Genomic DNA, 26,463 nt, shown 5'->3' on the forward strand with positions numbered 1-26,463 from the left:
CTTCTGAATATTTACAGAAATTTTCCAGCTTCTTGTAATGTAATGATTGGAGTAGCTAAGTAGAACTATTGAGTTAAATTACCCTATTTTTTTGTTCCAAAATAAGCTTGTATCAATTTTCTTTTTTTCAGCATGACGAATTGGGAAAATATCTTTTACAATTCCTTTTGATAAATTGCCACCCCAGAATATAATATCATCACCAAACATTGAAAGAACATTTTCTTCATGATCCAGTATTAAAAACCGATGTCCTAAATAGGGGATAATTGGAGGTACATTTTGGTTCTTCATAATATCTTCCGTCACACGGTTGGCTTCCATGGTCAGTTTAATTCTTGCTTTTATAGTGGGAATGTCATCAGGGTATGAATAAAATTTAGGACCAAAATCAATTTCCCCTTCGCCACCATTATTATCTATTCCCGGTTTATCAAGACCATTCATCGTTCTGTAATAGTTTTTTAATGAGTCCGGAAAGGTGATGTTCAGTTGTTTCTGGAAATCTTCTAATTCAGACTCTGACAATCCTTTTTTCCATTTGCTTCCTTCCTGAATCTGGAACCCCCAGCATTCCATCAGATCTACTTTCTGCCAATATCTTTCACTTTTCTTTTTTATCCATTGAAAGCTTGAAATTGAATTGTCCAGTTTTTTAAATTGTCTTTTTTTCATAACATTTCTTCTAATATTGATACAAGGTCCGGGGTTTAGAGCAGTGGGTTATTATTCTTATTATCGATCAATCTTTGTTTTAAACTTTCAGATAATAAATTGTTTTCTAGTAAGTAGTGGGTCATCATTTTCAGAAAATACCGGCATTTCTTTAAATAATCTTTATCCGGTAAAACATTATCGGTGTCATTTAAATAAGTGTTCGCTCTGTTGATAAATACTCCGGCCCCTTCAAATTCTTTGCTGATGAAGAGTGTTCCAATCAGAGAGATGTAAGAAACAAATTTATATTCACTGTGGTTTCTACGTAAATATTGAGGAGGCATCTTTTTGTTCATATTCTGAAAATAGGATATAATTCCAATATCTTTCAAGTACTTTTCCTTCTCAATTACAAACCAGTCGTCCACTATTTCGCCATCAAAATCCATTTCAAGATCATAATACCCGATGGGTTCTAAATTTTCAACATACGTTTCCTTTTCCACACAAAGACTTATTCTTGCCCGGATAATGGGTTCCTGGTATCGCTGTTCAATCAGATATTGGTATCCCTCAAATACAAAAGTAATTTCATGGCGGGCAAAGCCTCCTATCAATTCTTCAGGATCTTCTGAAAGTATTTTTTGGAGCGTGTGAAACGCTTCATTTTTGAGATGAAATTTTTCTGCTCTTTCGGTGAGTAATGTTTGAAGTTCCTGAGCGTTCATAGTATGGTTATTGGTTTTCAAATCTACGAATTAGCATAATATCTTATCCATGCCATGCAGCTTACCTTAATACGGTACATTAGTATGTGAATTGATAGGAAGGGATGTTGCAGAAAAGTATGTAATTGCTGCCTATTTTTACATCATTGGAAGTTATTAAAAATATCCGCCAACCAATTTTACAAATACTTCTCTGTCTCCAATTTTATAAATGGTTAGAATGCTTCCGTCTGAAAGTTGTCTCATTTTTTGACTAAAGTCTGCTCTCGGTCCTTCGGTAACGAGATTTTCAAGTTGTTGTAAAACTTCTCCAGGAGTTAACACACAAATTGCTGTTTCTTCACTTTTCCCATCACCACTTTTTTCTATCGTTTGAATGATGAGATCTTTTTGCTTAGCGCATAATTCTCTTTTTTTATGGTCATCAAGTGCACTATAAATATTCATCATATCATCCAGTAGATTTTTATTGAGAGGATTGATGGCGTATTTTGATTCTGCTTCAGCCACCATTTTTTCTGCTTTACTTTTTGACAGTCTTTTTTGGGCAGGTTTCCAGAATGTTCCGGATTCACTGTTATAATTTCCAATGGTGTAATCAATTTTTATGAATTTACTTCCGTAATACAATTGATTCAACTGCTCCTGCGTCAGTTCAGAAGGATTTACTTTGAATACGTCTAAAAGTTTATAAAAATTTTCCTGCGGGTTTTCAGAGACATTCTTTTTAATAAGGTCAGTGTTTATCTGTGCAGATAATGCCTGGAATATTAGAATTAGAATCCCTGAAATAATATGTTTTCTCATTGTTTTTTATTTAAATTTGATTGTCAGCCTGTGTTAGTTATTGTTTTTGTTTATCATAAGGAATTCCATCTTTTCTGATTTTTAATTTTTTATTCGTCTTTTGTTTTCCAAAGTAGTATTTCCGTATCATTCAATACTTTATATTGGTAATCTATTTCATTCCAGAAGTTGATGATGATATCTTGTTGTTCTTTGTTTTTCAAAACAGCTATAATATGAATTTCTACATCATAGTCTTTAGGATAATACATGTCAAAATCAACACTGGCCCAACCATTAGTTATAATTTGGCATAATCTGTCAACATCATCAGTATTTACATACTTTCTCCTTACAATTCCGGCTTTAATGCTTTCAAAAGTATTGATGATTCTGTATTCATCAAAGAGATTGTCTGGCAAATGTTTGTAATAATGCGCATTGTTTGATCCGGAACCCAAAATGGTATAATTCTTTTGTGATTTATCAAAAACAATAGGTCCGACTCCAATTAACTTTCCTCTTTCATCATCTTTATCATATTTTTTATGCTTCCAGAAAATAAAAATATAAGATTCTGTTTCATAATATTTGTAGATGGTATAATCAGGATGAATTTCATCTTCAATCATTTTTTGTACTAAAATTTCGTCTATCATCAAGTGTTTTTATTTTGAGAATATTGTGTACTTAATTTTCTTTTGTATCCTGTGCACTTTCAGTAATATCAGCTGCTTGTAAGCTTTTAATAGCTGATTTGGTGGATGACGTTGTACTTCCGCCGATGATGTATAATTTATTGTTATATACCTCTGCAGCAGCATGTCTTCTGGGAATCATATTAGAGGATAACTGATGGAATTTGTTGGTTGTCGTATCAAAATAGGCCAGAAAAGCCTGATTATTATAACCTCCTGCCATAAAAATCTTATCACCGGATACCGCTAATGAATGTCCGGATATTCCGGCAGGCATTATAAACTGATCGGTCCAGCGATTAGTATTGAGATCGAAAACATTGATCAGACGGGATGAAGTACCGTTAAAACCGCCAATGACATACAATTTATCATTCACAATTTTACCTTTTGCTTCTCTGGCGTTGGGCATATCCGGTAGTGGATGCCAGGTATTGGAAGCAATATCATAATATTGAAATCTGTTAGAAAATACAGTGGTTGCAGCATTGTTGAGTCCGCTGCCACCGAACACATATATTTTTCCGTTATGGATAGCAGAACCAGCATTTCCAGTATAGGAACGGTTAACAGCTCCCTTCGTTACTTTCTGGGTTTTAAGGTCTACAATTTCAAGATGACTGTTTCCCCAGCCGTTAAAAATATAAATCTTATGATCGTACGTCTCCGAATTCGCAAATTTTTTGGGACTTAGAGTCGCATTGAGAACACTCCATTTATTATCGGTAATATTATATTTTTCAATAAAATTGGCATTGCCTCCGTTTTGCTGATATCCATTGCTCACATAGATATTATCATCCACGATGACACTTGTTATGGCACCTCTGCCTGCAGACATATTAGCGAGAGTTTTAAACTGAAGCGTTTGTGCATAGGTGAACAGTGAGCCCAAAAATGAAAGGAATAATAATTTTGTTTTCAATGGTAGTAAGATTTCGTGTTTGTTTTACCTATTTATAGAAACAAATATATGTAAAAGCTGAATCTGAAGTGGGAGATTCGAATTTTATTTTTTGATGGCGTCTGGTCTCCCGACTTTGCAGTGCTGGGTACTAATAGTTTTTTCGTTTATGGTGATAACGGGATATTCAGATTGAACATTATTTCATTAATCTCTGCAAATTGTGTGCTTTTAATAGAGGATGATGGAAGAGTACTTGTATTTCCTCCAATGATGTATAATCTGTTGTTATATACTTCTGCAGCTGCGTGTCTTCGGGGACTCATATTGGATGATAGCTGGTAGAATTTATGGGTGGTAGTATCAAAATAGGCCAGAAAATCCTGATTATTATAATCACCTACAATGAAAATCTTATTATCGGCTACTGCCAATGAGTGGCCGGATATCCCAACAGGCATTTTATACTGATCGGTCCAACGATTCGTAGTAAGGTCGTAAACATCGATCAGATTAGAAGAAGCTTCGTTAAAACCACCAATGACATACAGTTTATTATTAACAATTTTACCTTTTGTTTCTTTGGCTATAGGCATATCCGGTAATGGATGCCATGTATCTGAAGCAATGTCGTAATACTGAAATTTATCAGAATATATAGGCGCGCCGTTTAATCCGCTGCCTCCAAACACATATATTTTCCCATTATATATGGCAGAACCGGAACCGCCGGCATAATAAGGATTAATGGCTCCTTCGGTTACGGTATTGGTTGCAAGATCTAAAATTTCAAGATGACAGTTCCCCAAACCGTTAAAAATATAGATCTTATTATGGTAAGCCTCCGAATTAGCAAATCTTTTGGGGCTTAGAGTGGTATTGAGAATGCTCCAGCTGTCATCGGTAATATTATATTTCTCAATATAATTGACTTCTTTATCTGCTGTATAGCCATTGGAAACATAAATATTATCATTCACTATTACACTTGCTATGGCCCCTCTGCCTGCAGACATACCGGCGAGTTTTTGAAAATGAAGCGTTTGTGCATGGACCAGCAAGGTACCTAAAAATGACAGGAATAATAATTTTGTTTTCAAGGGTAGTAAGTTTTTAGTGTTTTTGTTTTATAGGCTTAAAATCAGGAGGTATAAACTTGTGTAAAACTCATCAGGATTTTCCTTCGTTGATATATTCCAGATAATCCTGTTCTAAATTATTAATTTCTTCAATTAAAAAATCGTAAATATTTCCTTCATATACTTCATAATCTTCCTCATCGTATTTGTCATACTCAATTTTTATGATTCCGTTGTCGGTATAGGCTCTGTAGAGATTTCCACTGCGTTTAAAAAATAGTTGTCCCAATGGCTTTTCCTTATATTCAAGGGCTTCCTGATGTTTTTCTTCAAATCCCATCCATGAAGGCATTTCTTCATCCTGCGAAAGTCCGTAGACAAAAAAGCCATACCCGAATTTCCAGCTTGGAAGAACGTCAAACTCCTGAGGACGTTTCCAGATCTCTTCCTTGACTTCAAAAAGTAAGGAACCAAATGAGGTCAGAAAATCCTTAACATCTTCACTGAAGGTAAACCCTGTGTTTTCTTCATATTTTTTAATTTGTTCTTCGGTCGCAGGTTTGGCCACAGAGCCCATGACGAAGAAATCATCATTTAATTTCTTTTTCCTGTACCAGAATTCTTCTTTTGTTGCCATATTTTGTTTTGGTGTTACAATCGTCAGCATTGTTCAGATCGTTATTGAAACAAAGATAAGAGAAAGTTTGGGGATAAAAATTAGAGTGTGGGTGGATTTTGTTTTATTTCCCCAAAGTCGGGGGAGTTTGGGGAACGGGGAGAATTTCTAAAAATGCTTTTAGTTAAGTAAAGATATTTTTCTACAAAACTATTATCTGCTTGTCTGTCTGCAAAAGACAAGTTGTTTTTTTGTAAGTTATTGAAAATGATATAATAAAGTTAGAAGTTTCTTTGAGAAAATACAAAAATGAAGTTATGATATTTAACATATCATACAGCGGGGAAAATTGATAAATATCAGCTGTAATGGTATGATGAGGCAGGTGTTTCTTCGCTAACTTTGAGTATGAAAAAGGAATTTATGGTTCGTTTTTCATTGTTAATTTTCACAATAATCTAAACAAAAATGGTATGAAACAAAGAGTTCCAATTTCCCAAATTATGACGAAAGACCTGATTACACTCAATCTTACACAATCATTGTATGAGGCTGAAAATTTATTTAAAAAAAATAAAATCAGGCATATTCCGGTTGTCGAAAATCAAAAGTTATTAGGCGTATTAAGTTATAGTGATTTATTAAAAATCAGCTATGCGGATGTAGAACAATCGGATGATGCGGAAGATGTTCCTGTATCAGCAGTGGTATACGACGTATTTACTATTTCGCAGGTGATGACAAAAGCTCCTCTCACAGTAAATCCTGAGACCACCATAAAAGAAGTGGCAGAGATTTTATCCGAACATAGTTTTCATTCTGTTCCGGTGGTAGAAAATGGTGACCTAAAAGGTATTGTAACTACTACAGATATTTTAAAGTATTTATTGCAGCAGTATTAAACGGCCCAGTATTCACTTTAAATGCCCATTTATACTGAATACCTTAAATTTTCCAAATTCAGAGTAATTGGAGATTATATACGTATAAGAAACCCGAAGTCTGGACTTCGGGTTTCTTTATTTTTTTAGAGGCTGCTGAATGTCCTCCGATACTGCAAGAATTCTTCTGTGGTTATAATATTATCAATTAAAGATTCTTATAATATAAAATCAAAGCCAGAGGATACAATTGTACGGCAGCAGGCGAGGAGCAAAGTCGGGAGACCTTGTGGAGCAAGGTTACTGTCTTCTACAATGGTTAAAACTCACGTTAGCAACAGTTATTATTTTAATTGAATTTCAATCTTTTTATCTTCCATAAATAACTTTATCCAATTCGGAAGTTCATTATTTCCTGGAATGCATTCGATTAAACTTTTATTATTTTTATAATTTTCTATAGCTTTTTTCCCAAACTTGATTTTCATTTCATAAATTTCATTGCCACCATATCCAATCCAGGCTTTTGTTATTATTTGCTTGTTGTTTTCAATATTATGATAAAGTAAAGATTTTGTGTCTTCGGGTAAATGGTGTATACCATCACACCAAAAACTCTTAGCATAATATTTTATATTTTCATTTTCAATGTTTTTAAAATCCAGAGACCATTCTAAATGGCTGCAAAATTCTAAATTAAACATGGGTTCATTAAGATTATAATTAAAAGCACCACAATTGGGACATTCAATATATTCTCCATTCAATTTTTCAAACTCACATTCTGTACATCTGCCATTTCTATTGTTTACATGTTGAATAACAATTCTTGCTTCATTTTTGTCCAAATTGAATTCGTCAATTAATTTTTTTTCAGCAAATACTTTTAAATCGTTTTGCATCAAAATATAAAGATCAAGCTTTTGTTCTTCAGAAAAGTTTAGAATAATAACTTCATTTTTACATTTGTTGCAATTCATTTTCATTCTTAATTTGTTTTTTTTGTTACAAACATCCAAATTTAGATATTCAATTAACATTTGAGAATATCTATATGTTCAAATTTAAATAGGGAGCATACAATCGTGCGGTAGAGGGGATGAAAATATATAAAGTTTTATTTAGTATAATCCCCTGCAACAATAGATTTTTCCATTGTACTTACAATCTCAGAAACGGGAATTGTAAATATCCCGGCATTTCCTTTATCAAACTCTTTTTTCCAGTAAGAATATCCATCCATTTCAAGGGAGTCCGGTTTTTTGTAAGTCTCCTTTTTCAGACTGGTGACACTTTTGTTCAAAGCTTCTTCTGATATGGGAAGATGGCTGAGATTTTCTGCATAACCAGTAGGGCTGGCAGGGTTTTTCATCTTCAAACCGCTGACAGAAATATGAATCACTTTTCCGGTTTCAGGGTAGTCTTCAATCTTTAATATGGTAAGGGTAGAGCTTTTTTCTGTGGGGCGGGTTTTGTAGTTCCATTCCTGGCCGACGCTGTATTGGTCTTTTTTTGCACAGCTGAAGGACAGCAAGAATAATGCTGCTATGAAAGTATAGAGTTTCATGAAGGGTTGGTTATTAGTTTTGTTTTTTTATTTCTGAATCAATTGCTCCAGCCTGGCCATCATTTCATCTTTTTCTTTCAGCATTCTTTCTTACAGCGCAATTTTTTCTTCGTGCAGTTGCAAAACCTTATCTATAGGATGAAATGAAGGATTATGATTTATACCATTAAGTATAGAACCATTATCAAATGTATTAGCAATAATATTAACTGCTTGTTCCTCATCCATATTCTCAATAGCTTCCACAGGAACTTTCAGAATCTGGGAAATCCTTTCTAAAATATCCTCTTCAATAGTTTCTTTCTGTTCCAGAAGCGAAATCTTCTTCTGGTTCCAATCTTCACCAAGATCAAAAGCCAAGGCCTCTTGCTTGATGCCCAACATCTCCCGAAAACGCTTGATATTTCTCCCCTGATGTATTTTTTTGTTTTGCATATTTGTGTACGTTATAGAAACAAATATAAGTAAAAGTTGGGGGATAGGAAATGGGGAGTTGGGGTATTTTATTCAGGTTAAAAGATGATGTACTGGCATTTGCTATCCGAAGTCTCCTGACTTTGGATGACTTATTTTTTTGACGGTACAATGTCGGGGATTTTACGAAGCGAGAGGTTTTCTACATATAGTATTTCTATAAAGTTTTATATATTATGATTTATTTTTTTTCATAAGCTTTTTATATCTCCTGTATTTAGAATAATTTTCTTTATTGAGAACTTTCATGGCAACCCAGGAAACTTCATCTTTTGTCCAGTTATAATAGGGAACTTCTTTTGCAAAATTTTTGCTATTTTCTTGATAGTCTATTATGTTATCAATTTTGATGATGAAATAATTAATAGTATTTGCCTCCATAAATTTCTGCTGAGCAGTAGGTGTCCAATAATGTTTATAAGAATAAGTATCTCCGTCTTTTAATTCAAATTTATAGGTAATTCCATCAAAGCCAAAAGTCCAATCCTTAATTTGCTTATCACTTGGAATTTCATGAATTTTTAATGATGATATAAGGTATTTTATTTCATTAACCTGTTTTTCGGTTAAATTGAACTCCTTAATAAATGTTTGTCCTGTTTTTTTACCCTCCCAAATTTCATCAACATACATTACATATTTATTGGATTCATCTGAAAGTTCTAAATAGTATTTATCTGAACTAAATCTGAAAAAATCTTTCTTTTCTTCAGGTTGAATAAGTTTTAATTTTTTGATGATTGGTTTTTCGTACTTATAATAATAGAGAGTATCACTGTCTTTTGTTAATTCGTATTTTTTATTTTCCTGTGCAAAAATATTTCCTGTGCAAAAAGTAAAGATTATGATGGATAGATATTTCATAGCATATCAAATATGGTATTGAAGATAGGATGGATATTAAAAAGGTTTATAAAATAAGAATGGATAAGGACTTTTTTCGTTGATATATTCCAGGTAATCTTGTTCTAAATTATTAATTCCTTCGGTTAGTAAATTGTAAAAGTATTTCCTTCAAATATTTTGTGATTTCTTCTGGTTCCAGTCTTCACCAAGATCAAAAGCCAAAGCTTCCTGCTTGATGCCCAACATCTCCCGAAACCGCTTGATATTTCTCTCCTGATGTATCTTTTTGTTTTGCATATTTGTGTACGTTATAGAAACAAATATAAGTAAAAGTTGGGGGATAGGAAATGGGGAGTTGGGGTATTTTATCCTGAGATAAAAGAGTTATGTTGTTGTTTGATGCCGAAGCCTTTTGTTTATGGTACGAGCATGATGCTCGCACTAGCGGGGCGGGTTTATGTCTAGCTATTTTTAATAAAAGTTATAATTGTATCTCCAGATATTATTGCACCATCACGGATCAGATTAACTTTAATAAATTCTTCATAGTGTTTGCCTTGATTATTAAAGATTTTTTTAATTATTTTTTCTGTTATTAATTGTAGTATGTCTTCTACTTTATTATCAAATTCCTTAATTATATTTACTAAATCGAAATTTTCAAAATGATTTTGATTCCGTAAAAGAGTGATTTTATCAATCTGTAAATCTGGTCTTGAGATTTCGTATACATCAAACTTATGTTCAGAATCTGTTTGTATATCCATATAATTTGATGGATGTGACGCTATTTTATTCCTTAGAGTTATTAAATTACATTCAGCTAGTTCCTTTGATAATTTTTTATAATTTGTAAGTTTAAAAACTTCCATTAGATTATCCATAGCAATTTTTTGTTGGTAAACAGAATTTAATAGGCCATATAATCGTAAATATCTTTCTCCAATATCTGTATGTCTGCTTGGGCCTTGTAGACCAAATTTATTGAATGAAGCTTTTGCTAATTCTGTGTCATTTATAACATAATAAGAATTAAGAATTATGTTCCAACCGAATTTTTTTTCAAAACCATAAAATTTTTTGACATCATCTCTAAATGATGTTTTACATTTTTCGCCATCCCAACGTATTGCAAAGTCGCTCAGGATTTCTTGTTGTATATCTATATATTTTTCTATAATTGAGTCCATATGCAATAAATCTAATTTCAAAATTTATAATAATCTATTTCCCCTGCTACCACACGAATCCTTTCGTGTGGTTATAATATTATAAATTAAACATTTTGATGATATAATCTGAAAGCGAAAGCCACACGATACAATCGTGCGGTAACGGAGACTTTTTTATATGGATTATTAAAATAGTTTTAATTGTGTGTCTTCAATTACTAAATCCGTGCAATGTTTATAAGCTATTAAATCTTCATCTATGTTAAGTTCTTGCATTATTTTTTTAGCTGATAGGATATCATTTTGAGAATAATAGTACAAACTCCATTTTAATGAATTGCCTATTATCTCTGATATCTTTTTAAAATATGGAAGATCAATTTGATTGTAAGAATGTCCTAATACGACAATTTCATCAATATTTTTTAATTCATTAAAATAGATGGAATTATTTTCTATGATTGTTTCTGTTGGTTTTCTCATCATATCGTAAAATGAGGAAACTGCATCTTCTGCAAATCTTTCGTGTCCTACTTCTCCAGATTCTACATTACCATCCTCATCAACTGTAAGAAATGCATTTTCGTCGCCATATAGTGCTTGTCTGACATTGAAATCCTCAGATTTTTTTCCGTGTCCAAAAATTAATTCCTCACCAACTTTATTATGTATGTGTAAAATTCTGCTTAATGGAATTCTGTAAATATGTTCCAAGATTTCGGTATAGTTAAAAGTTATGTAATAGTCATATTTATCTAATTTATAAGTTCTTTTAACGTCAGCAATCTCTAACGAATTAATCCATTCCTCAAAGCCAATTCTAATTTTTGCTAATAATTCCTCACATTCTTGTTCAACATAAATTTGTGCGTCATACCAATCACCCTCTCTAAAATCATCAGAAGCAAGATTGGGACTATTTTCACCGATAATATCAGTTATTGAATCATATATAATATCTTTTTCTAAACTTGTTTCAAAATCAGACCACAAATCAGAATCACTTTCAACGGAATAAAAGGTTTCCATTGTCTCTAAAATGTCAGGTCTATTTTCATTTAAGTAAGTGTAAAAATCAGAGTATCTGCAAGCTATTTTATGACTTATGTCGAAGCCGTTGCCTAAAATAAATAATTTCATTGTTTTTTTGTTGATTAGGATGTAGGATAACAATCAAGTTTACGTATTGCCATTGCACCAAGATAAGATATAAACTTATTATTTCCTTATGGAGAACTATAATTTAAACAAAAAAATACTCTACAAAGTAGAACAGTTAGTATATTAATTTGTCTTAACTAGATTATAAAGAATCTGAAGGGGGAGACTTCGGATTTTGTTTTATTTAAATATTCTAATAGTATGATCCAAAAGTCTATGCAATACGAGACAATCGTGCGGTAACGGGGAATATTATTTTTGATCATTATTAATTCTCACTAAGTATGGCTCCGTTGTAGAATTCCATTTTACAAGATCTTTTCCACATATACATGTTAGAGTTCCAGTTTCTTTATAAGGAGCTTTTATTGAGTCAAATTCAAATTTATATTCAGCACCACAGCTTTTACATTTTATATTACCGAATGGAGTTTCTGGTCTATCACAATTTAAATATATTGTCATTTTAAAGTTTTTTTAATTATAGATTAGCAATTAGTGATTTTATTTTTTTTTCAAGCTTTAGAAATTCATCGGCTTTAGTAAAGGTTTTATTTCTTCTTAAATATATTCGTTTGATAAAAACATTAGTTTTGCTTAAGAACTTCATTTCATCACTAACTTTATTCCAATCTTTTCTAGTTTCTACACCATCAATTAGTACAGCTTTGGATTTATCGAAGCCCTTTAATCCTAAATTTGAAGAGTAGTTCTCTTGAATTAATATCCCGTGCTTTTCTAATTTAGATTTCAGTTTTTTTAATTTTCTACTATTAAATTTATAAGAATCGAAATCTTTATTTTGTCTAGCCTTTTCAATATTTATTCTTTTCTCAAAGCACCTTTTCCATAAATTTCTATCAAGCAGCTCATCCAATACATCATTTTCAACACACACATCTTTACAAATTTTGCATCCGTTTTTTTCTAATATATGTTTTAAGGTAGAATTGAAAAAATATTCATCTCCATTCTTACAATAAAAATCTTCAAACTCTTTATAATTCTGTATATTATCTAAGACACTTTGTCCCTTTAAATGCCTAAAAACAAAATCTAGCATAGAGTTAGTAGCGGAATTCGTTTTGTGGAAATATACTTGATTATATAAATGATTTCTAGATTGTATAAATCTTACAATTGAATCTAGTCCACTTTTTTTAATTCCCAATGTAAATCTGCCTTCATGTTCAACTGGTAATAATGATGCTAATATTCTACTTTGGTCAAAAAAGCCATATTTAACACCAGAATAAAAACTATCTCTATATAAGTAATCCATTCTATCAGCATCAAATGGAAATCCAGCAATTATAGAATTAAAATAATCAGAAAAATTTTTATCATTGATTTTTATTTCATAATCATATAAAAATTTTGGATCGATCATTTTTAGAATATTTCTTATATCTATTGAGTCTCTAATCTTTTTTGATTCTTTTGTTAAGTTATCATTATTTTTTAAAACATATATTAGCTTTATAATAAAGACACAGGATACTAATTCATGTTCGATTCTTTTATTTTCTAAATTTCCGGATTGAATGAAATGTTCAAAATAGGGTAAATATTTTTTAAAAATCTTTTTTTCGTTATATAGTATTTTAAGAAGTTTTTCTCCTGTTATAGTAAAATCATCAAATTTATGTGATGTTGGCCCATGCCCAATATCATGTAACAATGCTGCTAAACGAAGTTCTTGCAAGATAACTTCTAAATCACTTGTATTAGCAATGTTTTTTACAGATGTATATTCTTTATCCTTATTGTATTTTTGCTTCTTTAAAGCTGTAGTTTCTACATTTTCATTGGATTTATTATATATCATTTCGGCTAAATGCATAACACCAATTGAATGTTCGAATCTTGTGTGATTTGCTCCGGGAAATATATAATTAAGCAGCGTATTTTGTTTAACTTTTCTTAATCTTCCAAAAATTTTCTGATTAATTATAAATTCTTCAATTTCTGTAATTTCAATTAATCCATGTATTGGATCTAAAATTTTCCCTGTTTTCATGTTATTATCTTAATATCTGAAATACTCTATACATAATAATTAATATAGTTTGTTTCAGCATTATTTTAGTAAAATATGTAATACTATAAATTACTATATTGATAGAGTTTTTGCTAATTTAAAGGAATATAATTATATTTTTTTACGGGAAACCATAAGAACGAAAAAATGCCCTACAAAAGTAGAACGTTTAATATATTAATTTGTCTTAGCGACACGCTATTACATCATTCCTGGCATTCCACCACCCATTGGCATAGCTGGTTCAGCGCTCTTCACTTCAGTGATAACACGTTCAGTAGTAAGAAGCATTCCAGAAACAGAAGCTGCGTTTTCAAGGGCAACCTTAACCCATATTTTGCCAATATAATATTATCTATAGTTGCATTATTCGGTTTTTGATCGAACGAATTTAAGTGTGTCAGTAATTATTGGTTTTGTCCAACCAATGTTTTCATCGGGATTTTTTTGTTCAAGGACTACTTTTACAGTATCAGAAAGTTTGTCAAGATAAATTATTTTTCTTCCGTTTCCAATTTCGCTGGAATTTTCATCTGTCGATAATCGAAGTTCAAACGGAAAATCTATAAAGTAGTCCCTATAATCATATTTAAAAATTATTTCCAATGGATAACTGATATTTGAAATTTTATTATTTTCATCGTATTCTATTTCAATTTTTGCAGTGTAAAACATTACATCTTTTTTGTTTAATAAGGTATAATTATTTTTTAATGGTTTATAAAAAACATTTTCAATACGCTTTTGTTTAGCTTGTTTTACATCGTTTTCTTTTGTTGCTGCAAATACTATAAATGAATAGCTTAAAGCATTTCCAATTAAAAGAGGAATAAATAATTTTTTAAAACTGAATTTGAAAATTTTTGATATAGCGAAAGTTTCAATACACACACTTCCCAAGCACATCAAAAAATAAGTTGAAATCCAGTTAAATTTGTCAAAAGTTGCATTTGGAAGAAATCTATCAATTGCAAAATGCCAAATTAACATTGCAAACATCATCACAAGAGTTCCAAGAAATCCAGAAATTAAATTTCCGATTATTGATATTAGCACAGATTTTTTCCAACCAATTTTAAGAAATACATAAATAGTTATGGTTTCAATAATTATTGTAAGGAAAATTAAATACCAAAATTTTTGAACTTCTTCACTAACATAAATAGCGGGCCAAATTACATTTAATAAAGTCATTTATTTTTTGCGAGATATTGGTTTTGCAATTACAGATAACGTCCAAATATAGGCATTGCGCAAATATCACATATATATTATTGCGCTTATTTCATATATGTATTGTACAATTGCTTGTTAAACAGCGGTTTATTTTTAGTTGTTTTGGATAAACGCAATAGTTTATAATAAATGATAAACAAAGGAGTTATCTACAAAATAAAAAAACCGCCCTACAAAAGCAGAGCGATTTTATATATTAATTTGTTTCAGCGACACGCTGTTACATCATTCCTGGCATTCCACCACCCATTGGCATAGCTGGTTCAGCGCTCTTTACTTCAGTGATAACACATTCAGTTGTTAAAAGCATTCCAGATACAGAAGCTGCATTTTCAAGGGCAACTCTTGTTACTTTAGTTGGGTCAATGATTCCTGCTTCAAGCATGTGAACATACTCGTCAGTTTTCGCGTTGTATCCGAAGTCTCCTGAACCTTCTGCTACTTTAGCAACGATTACAGAACCTTCACCACCTGCGTTGGCAACGATTTGTCTTAATGGCTCTTCGATCGCTCTCTTAACGATTTTGATCCCTGTAGTTTCGTCAGCGTTAGATCCTGAAAGATTATCAAGTGCAGAGATGGCTCTTACTAAAGCAACACCACCACCAGCAACAATACCTTCTTCTACAGCTGCTCTTGTAGCGTGTAGGGCATCATCTACTCTGTCTTTTTTCTCTTTCATTTCTACTTCAGAAGCAGCACCTACGTAAAGTACAGCAACACCACCAGCTAACTTAGCTAATCTTTCTTGAAGTTTCTCTCTGTCGTAGTCAGAAGTTGTAGTTTCCATCTGAGCTTTGATCTGAGCAACTCTTCCTTTGATTTTCGCTTCGTCACCACCACCGTTTACAACTGTTGTGTTGTCTTTGTCGATCGTTACTTTCTCAGCAGTTCCAAGCATATCCAAAGAGATGTTTTCCATAGTGAAACCTTGCTCTTCAGAGATTACCTGTCCACCTGTAAGGATCGCGATATCTTCCAACATTGCTTTTCTTCTGTCTCCGAATCCTGGAGCTTTTACAGCAGCAATTTTAAGAGAACCTCTTAGTTTGTTGACTACCAAAGTAGCTAAAGCTTCTCCTTCAACTTCTTCAGAGATAATTAATAGAGACTTACCACCTTGTGCAATTGGCTCAAGAACAGGTAACAATTCTTTCATGGAAGAAATTTTCTTCTCTACTAAAAGGATATATGGGTTTTCAAGTTCAGCTAACATTTTCTCAGGGTTCGTCACGAAGTAAGGTGACTGGTATCCTCTGTCGAACTGCATACCTTCTACAACGTCTACGGTTGTATCAGTACCTTTAGCCTCTTCTACAGTGATTACTCCTTCTTTACCTACTTTTCCGAACGCTTCAGCGATTAAAGAACCGATGGTATCATCGTTGTTGGCAGAAATAGAAGCAACCTGCTTGATTTTTTCTGAAGAATCTCCAACTTCCTGAGATTGAGATTTAAGGTTTTCCACAACAGCAGTTACTGCTTTGTCGATCCCTCTTTTAAGATCCATAGGGTTAGCACCTGCAGCTACGTTCTTAAGACCTTCTCTTACGATAGCCTGTGCCAATACAGTAGCGGTAGTAGTACCGTCTCCTGCGATATCGTTGGTTTTGGAAGCTACTTCTTTTACCATCTGAGCTCCCATGTTTTCTACCTTATCTTCAAGTTCGATTTCTTTTGCTACAGAAACACCGTCCTTAGTTACGTGTGGAGCACCGAAAGATTTTTCGATTACTACGTTTCTCCCTTTAGGACCTAAAGTTACTTTTACTGCATTTGCTAATGCATCAACCCCTCTTTTTAGAGCGTCTCTTGATTCAATATCGAATTTTATTTCTTTTGCCATTTTTGATTAGATATTAGATGTTAGATGTCAGATATTAGACAACTAACAAAAGTTTTTTTAATTTGATTTTTAATCTGAAATCTGATGTCTGTGATCTGAAATCTTAGCCAATAATTCCCAATAAATCAGCTTCTCTTACGATCAAATAATCTTTACCTTCCAACTTTAATTCAGAACCTGAATATTTACCATAAAGTACTTTGTCACCTACCTGAACCGTTGTAGGCTCGTCTTTTTTACCAGGACCTACTGCTACTACAGTACCTTCTTGCGGCTTTTCCTTTGCAGTGTCCGGGATAATGATTCCTGAAGCTGTTTTAGTTTCTGCTGCGATTGGCTCTACCAGAACTCTGTCTGCCAATGGTTTAAAGTTTACTGACATAATATATTTAATTTTTTAATTATTTCTGTGTTGTAAGTCTCTAAATGTATGCCATGAGACGCTGATGGCTGAAATGGCAGATTTTTATTTTTGAATGTGAAAATTTGGCAGAAAAATTATTTTTTGCGGGCCGGAAATCCCAAAAGATAACTGGTTGTTACGGGTACTACAAACAACAGAACGGTAATGGCGGAAACTAAAATTTCCATGGTATGGCTGCCTAAGAAATGAGCGAATGCCGTAGCAGGGTAGAAGTGCTCGTATAAGGACAGACTTAATTTAATTCCTAAAATGGCAATGACAATAAAAGCTGCCGTTTCCAGGAAAGGAAATACCTGCATCAAACGGACAAACCACTGCGCAATAAATCTCATGGCTAAAATTCCTATAAAAACACCCAGTGTGATTAAAAGTAAATTGTCTGAAAACGCTACGGCAGCAAAGACATTATCTATAGAAAAAGCAAGATCCATCACTTCCACAATAGCAACCGTTGCCCAGAATTGACCCAGCAATCCGATGGAATTTTTATACAGCCAGCTGGATTCTTTGTTCGGGCTTTCCTCAGGATTTTCTTCATCATTTGTGTTTTTAATTTTTTTGATGAACCAGTCAAAGGAAATATAAATTAGATATAATCCTCCCAGTGGTTTCAGCCACCATACGGAAATCAGGACGGAAGCAAAAATAAGAGCAAGCCCGCGAAATACATAAGCTCCAAGAATCCCATATTTCAGGGCTTTTTTTCTTTGATGTTCGGGCAGGTCCATGACGATGGTTGCCAATACGGCCGCATTGTCTACGGAGAGAAGGCTTTCGATAAGGATCAGATTGCCGATAATGGCTATCGATTTTGCAGGGTTTTCTAATATGTCATTGAAAAGGTGTGTAAAATCAGGAAATATCATTTTTTAAGGGAATAGAATTTTGATTAAGTTTTGAAATAATGGCAGCCGAAACTGAAATGCCGATGAAATTGGTAACCGATCTGGCTTCGTTCATAAAGCGGTCTATGCTATATAAAAGCGCAAGATCTGTGGTGGGAATTTTTCCAAACCTGCTTAGGGTAAACATCAGCGCAAGGAAGCCTGATCCTGGAACCCCGGAAGCTGTTTTGGAAGCAATGGAAATCGTGATAAAAAGCCAGAAATAATCCATTGGTGTAAGGGAAATATTGTAAAGCTGAACGAGGAAAATACATGAAATAGAAAGATAAATACAAGCTCCTGCCAGATTAAAATTGTACCCGAGAGGAATAATAAGACGAAGAATTTTCCGGTCATAGCCCTGTGATTCCATTTTGTCAAAGATCATTGGGAAGGCAGTTTTCGAAGAAGATGTTGCCACCACAAGAATGATTTCTTCTTTGATGCTGATCAGAAAATCCCAAAGATTAATTTTAAAGTAAGCTGTTATAACACCTAATATACCAAAAATGAAGAATACACTGGTAAGATATACTGTAGCGACAATTTTACTTAATGGCAGTAAAGTATTAATTCCATATACCGAAATGCCATAAGCGATGTTACAGAAAATGACTATTGGCAGAAACAGGTACACATATTTGATGAGCCTGAAAAACAGATTTCTTCCTGCGTCTAAAGCTTTAAAGATGTTATTTCTCTTCTTCGAAATACCAATCACAACTCCCGCAGATATGGATATGAAAAGAAAAAGTACATAGTTGCTGATATGCAGTGGGTTGCTGGCCGTTGTTAAAAATCTTTCCGGAAGTGCCTTGTGCGAAGAAATAATAATTCCCGTGTTGGCTCCCGGCTTTAAAAGAAGGCCGGACCCGATTCCCAATACAATGCTTATGGAAGTGATGATTAAAAAATACAGAACCATCTGGATTACAATTTTAAAAGCATTTTTAGTGCTGAAAATATAGCTTACGCCATAGGTTACCGCAATGAAAATAACAGGAATGATCAACACTTCAAGAAGCATAAAAAAGTAACTGCTTACCTTTTCCAGCTGTTTACCGACTTCCGGAAAATAATAACCCGTTAATGCACCACAGATAATAGCCGTGAAAACATACAGGGTAAGGTTTCTTAAATAGGAGTCTGTAAATGTTTTTTGCTTAACAGTTTTCATCATTCACTTTTTTATAGATAATAAGATTACGAAATTCAAAGATATAACCTTATATAATACCAAGAACCAATGCACTCAGCAACATGATGACTGATGATCCCAAGGCCCACTTTAATGTATATTTCAAATGATCTGAAAACTCCACACCCGCCAGCGATACCAACAGATAAGTAGACGGAACCAATGGACTCAGAAGGTGAGAACCCTGCCCGATAAGACTTGCTCTTCCCAATATTTCCGGTGAAATTCCCAATTGATGACCGGTAGCAACGATAATAGGCAATATTCCAAAGTAGTAGGCATCATTAGACAGGAAAAAAGTAAACGGGATACTGAATAAAGCGGTCACGATATTCATATAACCACCCCAGCTCTTAGGAACTATTTCTATCATACTGTTTCCCATTGCCTGCATAATACCCGATCCGTTCAGGATTCCCGTAAAAATTCCGGCCCCAAAGATCATTCCGGCCACTGATAGGGCATTTCCTGCATGTTTGGAAATGATTTTCTGCTGGTCCTTTAATTTGGGATAATTGATGATGGAAGCGATACAGAAAGCAATCATAAAGGCAATCCCTAAAGGAACAATATCAAGAATCATGACTACCAAAAGGGTAATGGTAAGAGCAAGATTGATCAGAATCAGTTTCGGGCGGCGGAGTGAAGGATCTGCTTCGCCAATAATATCATTGCTGTTGTAGCGTGTAAACTTACCGTGTTTTGCAATTCGTATTTTTTCTCTTCTGCCCAAAATATAGGCAACAAATATAACCCACAGAATCCCTATAGCCATAATAGGAATCATAGGCACGAATATTTCAGTGTGGCCAAGCTTCAGGGAACTCATTACCCTTGCTGTTGGTCCTCCCCAGGGAAGAATATTCATAATCTGCCCGGCAAGCATAATAATACAGGTAAGAATCAACGGATTCATCCCTTGTTTTTTATACAACGGAAGCATAGCAGCCACGACAATTAAATAGGTGGATGAACCATCACCATCCAATGAAACCAATGCTGTAAGAACAGCAGTTCCTATTGTTGTTTTGATGGGATTGTCTCCAACTGCTTTTAAAATTATATTCACTAGCGGTTCAAAAAGTCCCGTATCTATCATTAAACTGAAATAAAGGATCGCAAAGATCAGCATAACACCAGTCAGAGCTATTTCTTTGACACCGTTTTTCATCATGTCTCCCAACTGAGGACCAAAGCCTGCAAAAAGGGCTATGGTTACCGGCACAATGACCAAAGCGGTTAGAGGAGTCATCTTTTTGTTCATGATGAGAATCATGAAGATGAAAATCATTAAAAAACCAAGAAATGTTAGCATAGTTATCTATAAATATTAATGAGGTTATTGTTGTTTCTTTTTTCTCCAGTCAAAACTGTTTCTGAAGCCTATAAATCCGTAGTTACTTGTTTTTCCGGTTTCCATCTGATTGATAAAGGCCAGTTCCAGAGCAGAATTTTTTCCCACTTTTATTCCAAGGCCTGCGGTAATACGATTACTGTCGAAAGGCTCTGTTTTATCCACATTCATTCTTATTTCATTTTTAAGAATACCATAGAGTTTTTCTTTTTCTCCTTTTTTGTTGAAGGGAATACGGACAGAGATCAGGTACCGGAGTCTTACCTCAAATTCATCGGGATTGCTGAGGAAACGTTCTTCCACTCTAAGGCGGTTAGAGATGGAGGTTCTCCCGATGAAATACTCCGCAGTTACCTGCTGGAAAGGTCTTTTTTCATATCTTATCTTTTTAGAATCGTCGGCATTATAAGATTCGAGGATCAGAAACATAGCTCCTGCTGCAGGTCTAATATTTTCAGCTACTTCATAATCTACATAGGCATTTACCAGAAAAAGTCTTGTATCATAAGCCAGATCGAAGGAACGGTACTGGGTAAGTGCAGTTAAAGTACTTTTATCGGTAAGCTTTGCCGACATCAGGTACTGAAACCACATATTGTAATTATCTTTACTCTGACTATAAAGTCCGTTGAATAAACATAATGATAAAATAAGAGTTAATTTTATATTGATTTTCATATAATATTGGGTTAATATTGTACTTTTTCAAATATATTTATTAGAAAGAGTGGCTCTGGAATTTTTCAATCAATGACAGTTTTTCTCAACGAACTGCATTTTGAGGCAAAAAGATATTTATATTTGAGGTGTTTCAAAATAAGGTATGGACTATGTTTTTAATCATTAATTTTATTATTATATTATTGATTATCAGAATTTTATTTAGTGGTAAGATTCTGGAAAGTCTTATGAAATACCGTTGGAAATTTTTGTTGAGGTTTCAGCACATTTTTTTCCTTTTTATCTTCATTTTGATGACTTATTTCACCGAAAACTACTTCCTGGACTCAACTCAGTTGGTAATAAGCATTATTTTGAACACCATTTTCAATGTGGGAATTTACTATCTGGTGTACTATTATCTGGTTCCCCGGTTCTATTTATCCAATAAATACCCGGAATTTATTCTCTATGCTTTAATTCTTTTTTTAGGGTCAAGTCTTTTCAGGATATTGTGGGAGCCTGCAGTTTTCCAGATGGATTTCAGCAGAGAAGGTTACCATGTCGGGTTTCTGTATAATGTTTACATTTCACAGGGAATTATCATTCTGGTGGGTTCTTTTTTGGGAATTACCAAAGACAAATTTTTAATAGAACAGGATGTGATCAGCCTTGGAGAAGAGAAAGATCAGCTTTATCTTGATTTACTGAAATCTAAACTGAATCCTCATTTTTTGTTGAATACGCTTAATAATATATATGCCAATAGTTTTACCCATTCAGAGAAAACTTCGGATTCTATTTTGCAGTTGAGCAAACTTTTGAAATATATTATTTATGACAGTGGAAAAGAAAAAGTAACCGTTTCTCAGGAATTTTCTTCATTAAAAGCACTTGCTGCGCTGTATCAGCTTAAATATAATAATCAGCTTGATATTGTCATGGATATTGAAGATCAGGAAGAATTTGACATTGCGGAAATCCCGTCCGCTATACTCCTTACATTATTTGAAAATGCTTTAAAACATTCAGCAATAGGAGAAGATGCTCACGCTTTTATAAAATTATTCTGTCATATTGAGCGCTCCGAACTGTATTTTGAAATTATAAATTCTGTCGGGAAAGATAGAACTCTTGTCGCTGAATCTGATTATCACGGATTGGGTAACGAAGCAATTATTCATATATTGGAAAAATTTTATCCGGATCAGTATGAGTTTTATTCCGGCCCGAAAGAAAATGATCAATATAAAATAGCTTTAACAATTACTATCAATGGCTAATCTGACTATCGTAAATGTAGATGATGAATATCCTGCATTGCAGCTTGTAAAACAATATTGTGATCAGCTTGAAGAGGTTGAACTGCTGGCTTCATTTCAGAAACCGGAAGAAGCACTGGCATTTCTGAAAACCAATAAAGTAGATCTTGTTGTTTTCGATATCAATATGCCTGGTATTAATGGAGTAGAGCTTTTGCAGCAGCTTCCTGATCCGCCGCTATGTATTTTTCTTACGCTGGAAACAAAATATGCAGTGAAAGCCTTTGAGCTGGATGTTGTTCATTACCTTATCAAACCTGTGGATTTTGAAACATTTAAAAAAGCAGTCCATAAAGCAAGGGATTTTGTTCAGTTTAAAAGCTCAGCCAGCAGTCAGCAGCAGGAAGACTTTATTATGTTCAAATCCAATTATGTGATGAATAAAGTTTTCCTAAAAGATATTCTCTGGATACAGGGATTCGGAGAATATATTGTCCTGATGACGCCGTTGAAAAAGTATATGATTCTGGAGAGAATGTCCAATTTTGAAGAGAAGTTTCAACATTTCGGTTTTATCAGAATTCACAAGTCTTATATTGTGTTATCAGAACATATCAATTCGTATAATTCCAGCCATGTTTTTTTGAAAAACGGCGATGAGCTTCCGTTAGGGAGAACTTATAAAAAGAATGTAAAAGAACATTTAAGTTAAAAAATAAAGCCGGAATATTTCCAGCTTTATCTTAAATTGTTATCTAAGGATTGGAACTATGGGCAATATTGTCCAGGTCCGATCCACAGGATACATTGTCCTTTGTAATTGTACTCACAGCAAATACGTCCTGCTGCTCCGCCATTGACTGATTTCTGAGCATCTCTGCTTAATAATTTAGCGTTTTTCATAGTTAATAATATTTTGTTTTGTATATCCCTGAACATTTAAAGTCAATCAGGATTTTGACATTTGGTGTAAAAGAAGTGAAGATAGTATTTTTCTTTATTTTGTGATATATTATAGTTGGTTTTTTTTATAATAAAATTTTGATTATCAGGTTGTAAGTAAAATATATGATAAGAAAAAAGATAAAGCCGGAAATTTCCGGCTTTATAAAAATTGTTATCAGATGACAGAACTAAGGACAGTTTTGTCCAGGTCCGATCCATAAAGTACATTTTCCGTTGTCGTCGCGTTCGCAGCATACGAGTCTGGCAGCAAGCCCGCCATTGATGGTTTTCTGAGCATCTCTGCTTAGTAATTTGGCATTTTTCATAAGTAATATTTTGTTTTTTTGAACCCTGAGCATTTATTGTCAATCAGGTTTTTGACATTTGATGTTATGGTGATTCAAATATAAAACTTTTTAAGTCAGGTTGTTATATTTTTTATAGACGAAAGAAAGGTGTTGGTATTGTAAGGTAGTTCAATGGATGAATGAACTTGGGATGAAAAGGTTTAAACAAAAAAATACTTCATATTAAAAAGGTTATAAGAAGTATTCTTTGCCCTTTTAATATGAAGTAGTGCTGTATTACTTAAAAGTTACAACCTTTTTTTTAACTTTTTCCTGCGGCCTGCATTGGATTAACCTTTCCGGTTGAACCTCCTCTTACAGAGCCTCTTCCCTGTTTTTGTTTGAAAAGTTGGAATTTTGAAGTTTCAGTACCCGTTCCGGTGCTGCTCCAGAAATTATTGGTTGTATCAATATCAGCAGTTTCTCTCATTGGATCCAGCTGAATAGATTTCAATTTCTTATCAAAATAATACGTCTTGGAAACTTTTTGTTCGTTCAGCCTCCAGATTTGTGCAGCAGATTTATCATACAATTTTGATCCGTCTTCAAACGTGAATTCAAGAATGATAGGCATTACCAGACCGCCTTTATTCACAAAATCGATCTGATATCCTGTAATATTTTTGAATTTCTCTTTATCCTTTGCATCTAAAGGAAGACCTGATTCTGTTTTGATGGTGTATTGCTTATTATTATCAATCTTTTCCTGACCTCTGTCATATTTGTAATAGAAATCCTGAACATCTTTATCACCATCTACATAGAATTTGATATTCTTATCTTCTCTGTTTCTGATTTTTGAAAGATCCTCAAAACTGTTTACCAATGGTTTTTCAACCTGATATTGTACTTCAGCAGCAGCTTTTGGATCACTCTCAAGATTAGGAACAGCAACCGTTACTTTATCAATAGCAATATCTACAGGATCTGTACCGTAGAACCAGCCTCTCCAGAACCAGTCAAGGTCTTCACCACTGGCATCTTCCATGGTACGGAATAAATCTGCGGGTTCAGGATGCTTGAATGCCCATCTTTTGGCATAGGTTTTAAATGCTTTGTCGAAAAGTTCCCTTCCCATGATTGTTTCACGAAGAATATTCAGTCCTGTAGCAGGTTTTGAATAGGCGTTCGGACCATACTGAACAATATTTTCAGAGTTACTCATGATAGGTTCCAGTTGATCTTTCGGAAGTTTCATATAATCTACGATCGTCCATGCCGGTCCTCTTTTGGATGGGAATTTATTATCCCACTTTTCTTCTGTAAGATATTCTGTGAAGGTATTCAGGCCTTCGTCCATCCATGCCCATTGTCTTTCATCAGAATTGATGATCATTGGGAAGAAGTTGTGTCCAACTTCATGAATAATTACTCCAAGCATTCCGTTTTTGGTTCCTTCAGAATAGGTTCCGTCTTTTTCGGTTCTGCCAAAATTGAAACAGATCATCGGGTATTCCATTCCGTTGGCTGCTTCTACGGATTGTGCTACAGGATATGGATAAGGAATCGTAAATTCTGAATACGTTTTAATGGTATGAGCTACCGCTTTTGTAGAAAACTTTCTGTAAAGGCCGTAAGATTCTTTTGGATAGAAACTCATAGCCATTACTTTATTGTTGTTTTCAGGAATCGTTACACGCATTCCGTCCCAGACAAACTTTCTGGAAGAAGTCCATGCAAAATCACGAACATCTTTCGCTTCGAAAACCCATGTTTTTCTTTGTTTTGAATGATTTTTCTCCGCTTTTTTAGCTTCGTCTAACGTTACAATTTCTATAGGTTCAGAAGCATTTTCTGCTTTTCTGTATCTTGAAAGCTGATCAGAAGTTAATACCTGATCATAATTTTTACATTCTCCTGTTCCGCCAACAATATGATCGGCAGGTACATTCATGGAAACCTTAAAGTCTCCAAAGACCAAGGCAAATTCACCTCTTCCTGTAAACTGGTGGTTTTGCCAGCCCTGGAAGTCACTATACACGCACATTCTTGGGTACCATTGTGCCATAGTATACAGGTCATTGCCATCTTCAGGGAAGTTTTCAAAACCTCCTCGGCCTCCCATTTTAATTCTGTCAGAGATATTGTAGTTCCAGTCTACTTTGAAAACGAATTTCTCTCCCTTTTTCAAAACTTTTGGAAGATCAATACGCATCATCGTTTTGTTCACCGTATACTTCAATGGATTCCCTGAAGCATCTGTTACTTTTTCAAGACTTACACCATAACCGTTATCTTTTACAGGAAGTTCAGAAACTTTAAGCTGCTGGTCCGTAGTGGAAGAACGAAGTACAGATGAAGTGTCATATCCTGCATTTCTGATGCTTGAGTGTTCGTTTTCATCAAGCTGCAGCCAGATATAATCCAACTCATCGGGAGAATTATTGTAGTAAGTCACCGTTTCTGAACCTTTCAGATTTCTTTTATCTTCATCAAGATAAGCAGTGATGTTGTAATCGGCTCTGTTCTGCCAGTATCCGTGACCGGGAGTTCCTGAAGCTGTTCTGTAGATGTTGGGTGTTGGCAGAATAGTTCCCAGCTGCTCAAACTTATTGCCGTGATTGCTGCCCGGGTTATTCTGAATATTTTGTGCGGTGAAACCTGTATATGCAAATACAGAAAGTGAAAGTATAACAACTTTTAGTTTCATAACCGAAATGATTTTTTAATGATCAAAGATAGTAATTACCTGTTGAA

At 33.9% G+C, this 26,463-nt stretch carries 28 protein-coding genes and 1 pseudogene; 3 read left to right on the plus strand and 26 right to left on the minus strand.

Going from position 1 to position 26,463, the window contains the following annotated elements; genetic code table 11:
• Positions 1–78: 78 nt before the first annotated feature.
• The 7 genes from A1704_RS20545 to A1704_RS20575 all read right to left on the minus strand — a co-directional run bounded on the left by A1704_RS20545 (position 79) and on the right by A1704_RS20575 (position 5,489).
• Positions 79–675: an SMI1/KNR4 family protein gene (locus A1704_RS20545; RefSeq protein WP_062675872.1), complete on the minus strand. Its 597-nt coding sequence runs from the start codon at positions 673–675 to the stop codon at positions 79–81.
• A gap of 35 nt (positions 676–710) precedes the next feature.
• A complete protein-coding gene (locus tag A1704_RS20550; protein ID WP_062675873.1) occupies positions 711–1,385 on the minus strand; it encodes a hypothetical protein in 675 nt (224 codons plus the stop codon).
• Between the two features lie 156 nt (positions 1,386–1,541).
• Positions 1,542–2,192: a DUF4919 domain-containing protein gene (locus A1704_RS20555; protein ID WP_062675874.1), complete on the minus strand. Its 651-nt coding sequence runs from the start codon at positions 2,190–2,192 to the stop codon at positions 1,542–1,544.
• 89 nt (positions 2,193–2,281) lie between these two features.
• Positions 2,282–2,830 (minus strand): hypothetical protein, encoded by a 549-nt coding sequence (locus tag A1704_RS20560; protein WP_062675875.1) that lies wholly within the window; start codon positions 2,828–2,830, stop codon positions 2,282–2,284.
• A 31-nt stretch (positions 2,831–2,861) separates the two neighbouring features.
• Positions 2,862–3,794, minus strand: a complete 933-nt coding sequence (locus A1704_RS20565; RefSeq protein WP_131797554.1) for a Kelch repeat-containing protein — start codon at positions 3,792–3,794, stop codon at positions 2,862–2,864.
• Between the two features lie 146 nt (positions 3,795–3,940).
• Positions 3,941–4,873 carry a Kelch repeat-containing protein gene (locus A1704_RS20570; RefSeq protein WP_131797555.1) on the minus strand — a complete coding sequence of 311 codons (933 nt, stop codon included), beginning with the start codon at positions 4,871–4,873 and terminating at the stop codon, positions 3,941–3,943.
• Between the two features lie 70 nt (positions 4,874–4,943).
• Positions 4,944–5,489 carry a hypothetical protein gene (locus tag A1704_RS20575; protein ID WP_131797556.1) on the minus strand — a complete coding sequence of 182 codons (546 nt, stop codon included), beginning with the start codon at positions 5,487–5,489 and terminating at the stop codon, positions 4,944–4,946.
• 452 nt (positions 5,490–5,941) lie between these two features.
• Here A1704_RS20575 and A1704_RS20580 point away from each other — a divergent pair, with 452 nt between their 5' ends.
• On the plus strand, positions 5,942–6,370 hold the full coding sequence (locus tag A1704_RS20580; RefSeq protein WP_062675879.1) for a CBS domain-containing protein: 429 nt from the start codon (positions 5,942–5,944) through the stop codon (positions 6,368–6,370).
• 323 nt (positions 6,371–6,693) lie between these two features.
• Here A1704_RS20580 and A1704_RS20585 read toward each other — a convergent pair whose 3' ends face one another.
• From A1704_RS20585 to A1704_RS20660, 16 genes and pseudogenes are all read right to left on the minus strand, one after another.
• The gene (locus A1704_RS20585; protein ID WP_131797557.1) at positions 6,694–7,335 is read right to left on the minus strand and encodes a hypothetical protein; all 642 of its coding nucleotides are present in this window, start codon (positions 7,333–7,335) and stop codon (positions 6,694–6,696) included.
• Between the two features lie 131 nt (positions 7,336–7,466).
• Positions 7,467–7,916, minus strand: coding sequence for a hypothetical protein (locus A1704_RS20590; protein WP_062675881.1), 450 nt, complete (start codon positions 7,914–7,916; stop codon positions 7,467–7,469).
• 90 nt (positions 7,917–8,006) lie between these two features.
• On the minus strand, positions 8,007–8,351 hold the full coding sequence (locus A1704_RS20595; protein WP_238590663.1) for a helix-turn-helix transcriptional regulator: 345 nt from the start codon (positions 8,349–8,351) through the stop codon (positions 8,007–8,009).
• Positions 8,352–8,564: 213 nt separating this feature from the next.
• Complete coding sequence (locus A1704_RS20600; RefSeq protein WP_062675883.1) at positions 8,565–9,254, minus strand: hypothetical protein; 690 nt, start codon at positions 9,252–9,254, stop codon at positions 8,565–8,567.
• 165 nt (positions 9,255–9,419) lie between these two features.
• Positions 9,420–9,533 (minus strand): annotated as a pseudogene (locus A1704_RS24105) (XRE family transcriptional regulator); the annotation flags it as partial.
• A gap of 164 nt (positions 9,534–9,697) precedes the next feature.
• Positions 9,698–10,426: a hypothetical protein gene (locus tag A1704_RS20610; RefSeq protein ID WP_062675884.1), complete on the minus strand. Its 729-nt coding sequence runs from the start codon at positions 10,424–10,426 to the stop codon at positions 9,698–9,700.
• 168 nt (positions 10,427–10,594) lie between these two features.
• A complete protein-coding gene (locus A1704_RS20615; RefSeq protein WP_062675885.1) occupies positions 10,595–11,548 on the minus strand; it encodes a bacteriophage abortive infection AbiH family protein in 954 nt (317 codons plus the stop codon).
• A gap of 273 nt (positions 11,549–11,821) precedes the next feature.
• Positions 11,822–12,034: a hypothetical protein gene (locus tag A1704_RS20620; protein WP_062675886.1), complete on the minus strand. Its 213-nt coding sequence runs from the start codon at positions 12,032–12,034 to the stop codon at positions 11,822–11,824.
• Positions 12,035–12,050: 16 nt separating this feature from the next.
• Positions 12,051–13,589: an HD domain-containing protein gene (locus tag A1704_RS20625; protein WP_062675887.1), complete on the minus strand. Its 1,539-nt coding sequence runs from the start codon at positions 13,587–13,589 to the stop codon at positions 12,051–12,053.
• A 387-nt stretch (positions 13,590–13,976) separates the two neighbouring features.
• Positions 13,977–14,804 (minus strand): hypothetical protein, encoded by an 828-nt coding sequence (locus A1704_RS20630; RefSeq protein WP_062675888.1) that lies wholly within the window; start codon positions 14,802–14,804, stop codon positions 13,977–13,979.
• A gap of 262 nt (positions 14,805–15,066) precedes the next feature.
• Positions 15,067–16,692, minus strand: a complete 1,626-nt coding sequence (gene groL / locus A1704_RS20635) for a chaperonin GroEL (protein ID WP_062675889.1) — start codon at positions 16,690–16,692, stop codon at positions 15,067–15,069.
• Between the two features lie 103 nt (positions 16,693–16,795).
• The gene (locus A1704_RS20640) at positions 16,796–17,074 is read right to left on the minus strand and encodes a co-chaperone GroES (RefSeq protein ID WP_002976538.1); all 279 of its coding nucleotides are present in this window, start codon (positions 17,072–17,074) and stop codon (positions 16,796–16,798) included.
• Between the two features lie 116 nt (positions 17,075–17,190).
• The gene (locus A1704_RS20645) at positions 17,191–17,982 is read right to left on the minus strand and encodes a TerC family protein (protein WP_062675890.1); all 792 of its coding nucleotides are present in this window, start codon (positions 17,980–17,982) and stop codon (positions 17,191–17,193) included.
• Positions 17,969–19,180: a cation:dicarboxylate symporter family transporter gene (locus A1704_RS20650; RefSeq protein ID WP_062675891.1), complete on the minus strand. Its 1,212-nt coding sequence runs from the start codon at positions 19,178–19,180 to the stop codon at positions 17,969–17,971. Before A1704_RS20650 ends, A1704_RS20645 begins: the two co-directional genes overlap by 14 nt.
• A 46-nt stretch (positions 19,181–19,226) precedes the next feature.
• Positions 19,227–20,513 (minus strand): CitMHS family transporter, encoded by a 1,287-nt coding sequence (locus A1704_RS20655; protein ID WP_062675892.1) that lies wholly within the window; start codon positions 20,511–20,513, stop codon positions 19,227–19,229.
• 24 nt (positions 20,514–20,537) lie between these two features.
• Positions 20,538–21,230 (minus strand): DUF2490 domain-containing protein, encoded by a 693-nt coding sequence (locus A1704_RS20660; protein ID WP_062675893.1) that lies wholly within the window; start codon positions 21,228–21,230, stop codon positions 20,538–20,540.
• 296 nt (positions 21,231–21,526) lie between these two features.
• On the opposite strand from A1704_RS20660, the gene A1704_RS20665 reads away from it, so the two are divergent.
• Both A1704_RS20665 and A1704_RS20670 read left to right on the plus strand, forming a co-directional pair.
• The gene (locus tag A1704_RS20665; RefSeq protein ID WP_238590664.1) at positions 21,527–22,495 is read left to right on the plus strand and encodes a sensor histidine kinase; all 969 of its coding nucleotides are present in this window, start codon (positions 21,527–21,529) and stop codon (positions 22,493–22,495) included.
• Positions 22,488–23,186, plus strand: coding sequence for a LytR/AlgR family response regulator transcription factor (locus A1704_RS20670; RefSeq protein ID WP_062675894.1), 699 nt, complete (start codon positions 22,488–22,490; stop codon positions 23,184–23,186). Before A1704_RS20665 ends, A1704_RS20670 begins: the two co-directional genes overlap by 8 nt.
• A gap of 56 nt (positions 23,187–23,242) precedes the next feature.
• Here A1704_RS20670 and A1704_RS25025 read toward each other — a convergent pair whose 3' ends face one another.
• The 3 genes from A1704_RS25025 to A1704_RS20675 all read right to left on the minus strand — a co-directional run bounded on the left by A1704_RS25025 (position 23,243) and on the right by A1704_RS20675 (position 26,416).
• The gene (locus tag A1704_RS25025; protein WP_262486832.1) at positions 23,243–23,377 is read right to left on the minus strand and encodes a hypothetical protein; all 135 of its coding nucleotides are present in this window, start codon (positions 23,375–23,377) and stop codon (positions 23,243–23,245) included.
• 230 nt (positions 23,378–23,607) lie between these two features.
• Positions 23,608–23,745, minus strand: a complete 138-nt coding sequence (locus tag A1704_RS24765; RefSeq protein WP_167348788.1) for a hypothetical protein — start codon at positions 23,743–23,745, stop codon at positions 23,608–23,610.
• Positions 23,746–24,028: 283 nt separating this feature from the next.
• A complete protein-coding gene (locus tag A1704_RS20675; protein WP_062675895.1) occupies positions 24,029–26,416 on the minus strand; it encodes a M1 family metallopeptidase in 2,388 nt (795 codons plus the stop codon).
• Between the last annotated feature and the right edge of the window lie 47 nt (positions 26,417–26,463).

This window comes from Chryseobacterium cucumeris, assembly GCF_001593385.1.
In the GTDB taxonomy this organism is placed as follows: domain Bacteria; phylum Bacteroidota; class Bacteroidia; order Flavobacteriales; family Weeksellaceae; genus Chryseobacterium; species Chryseobacterium cucumeris.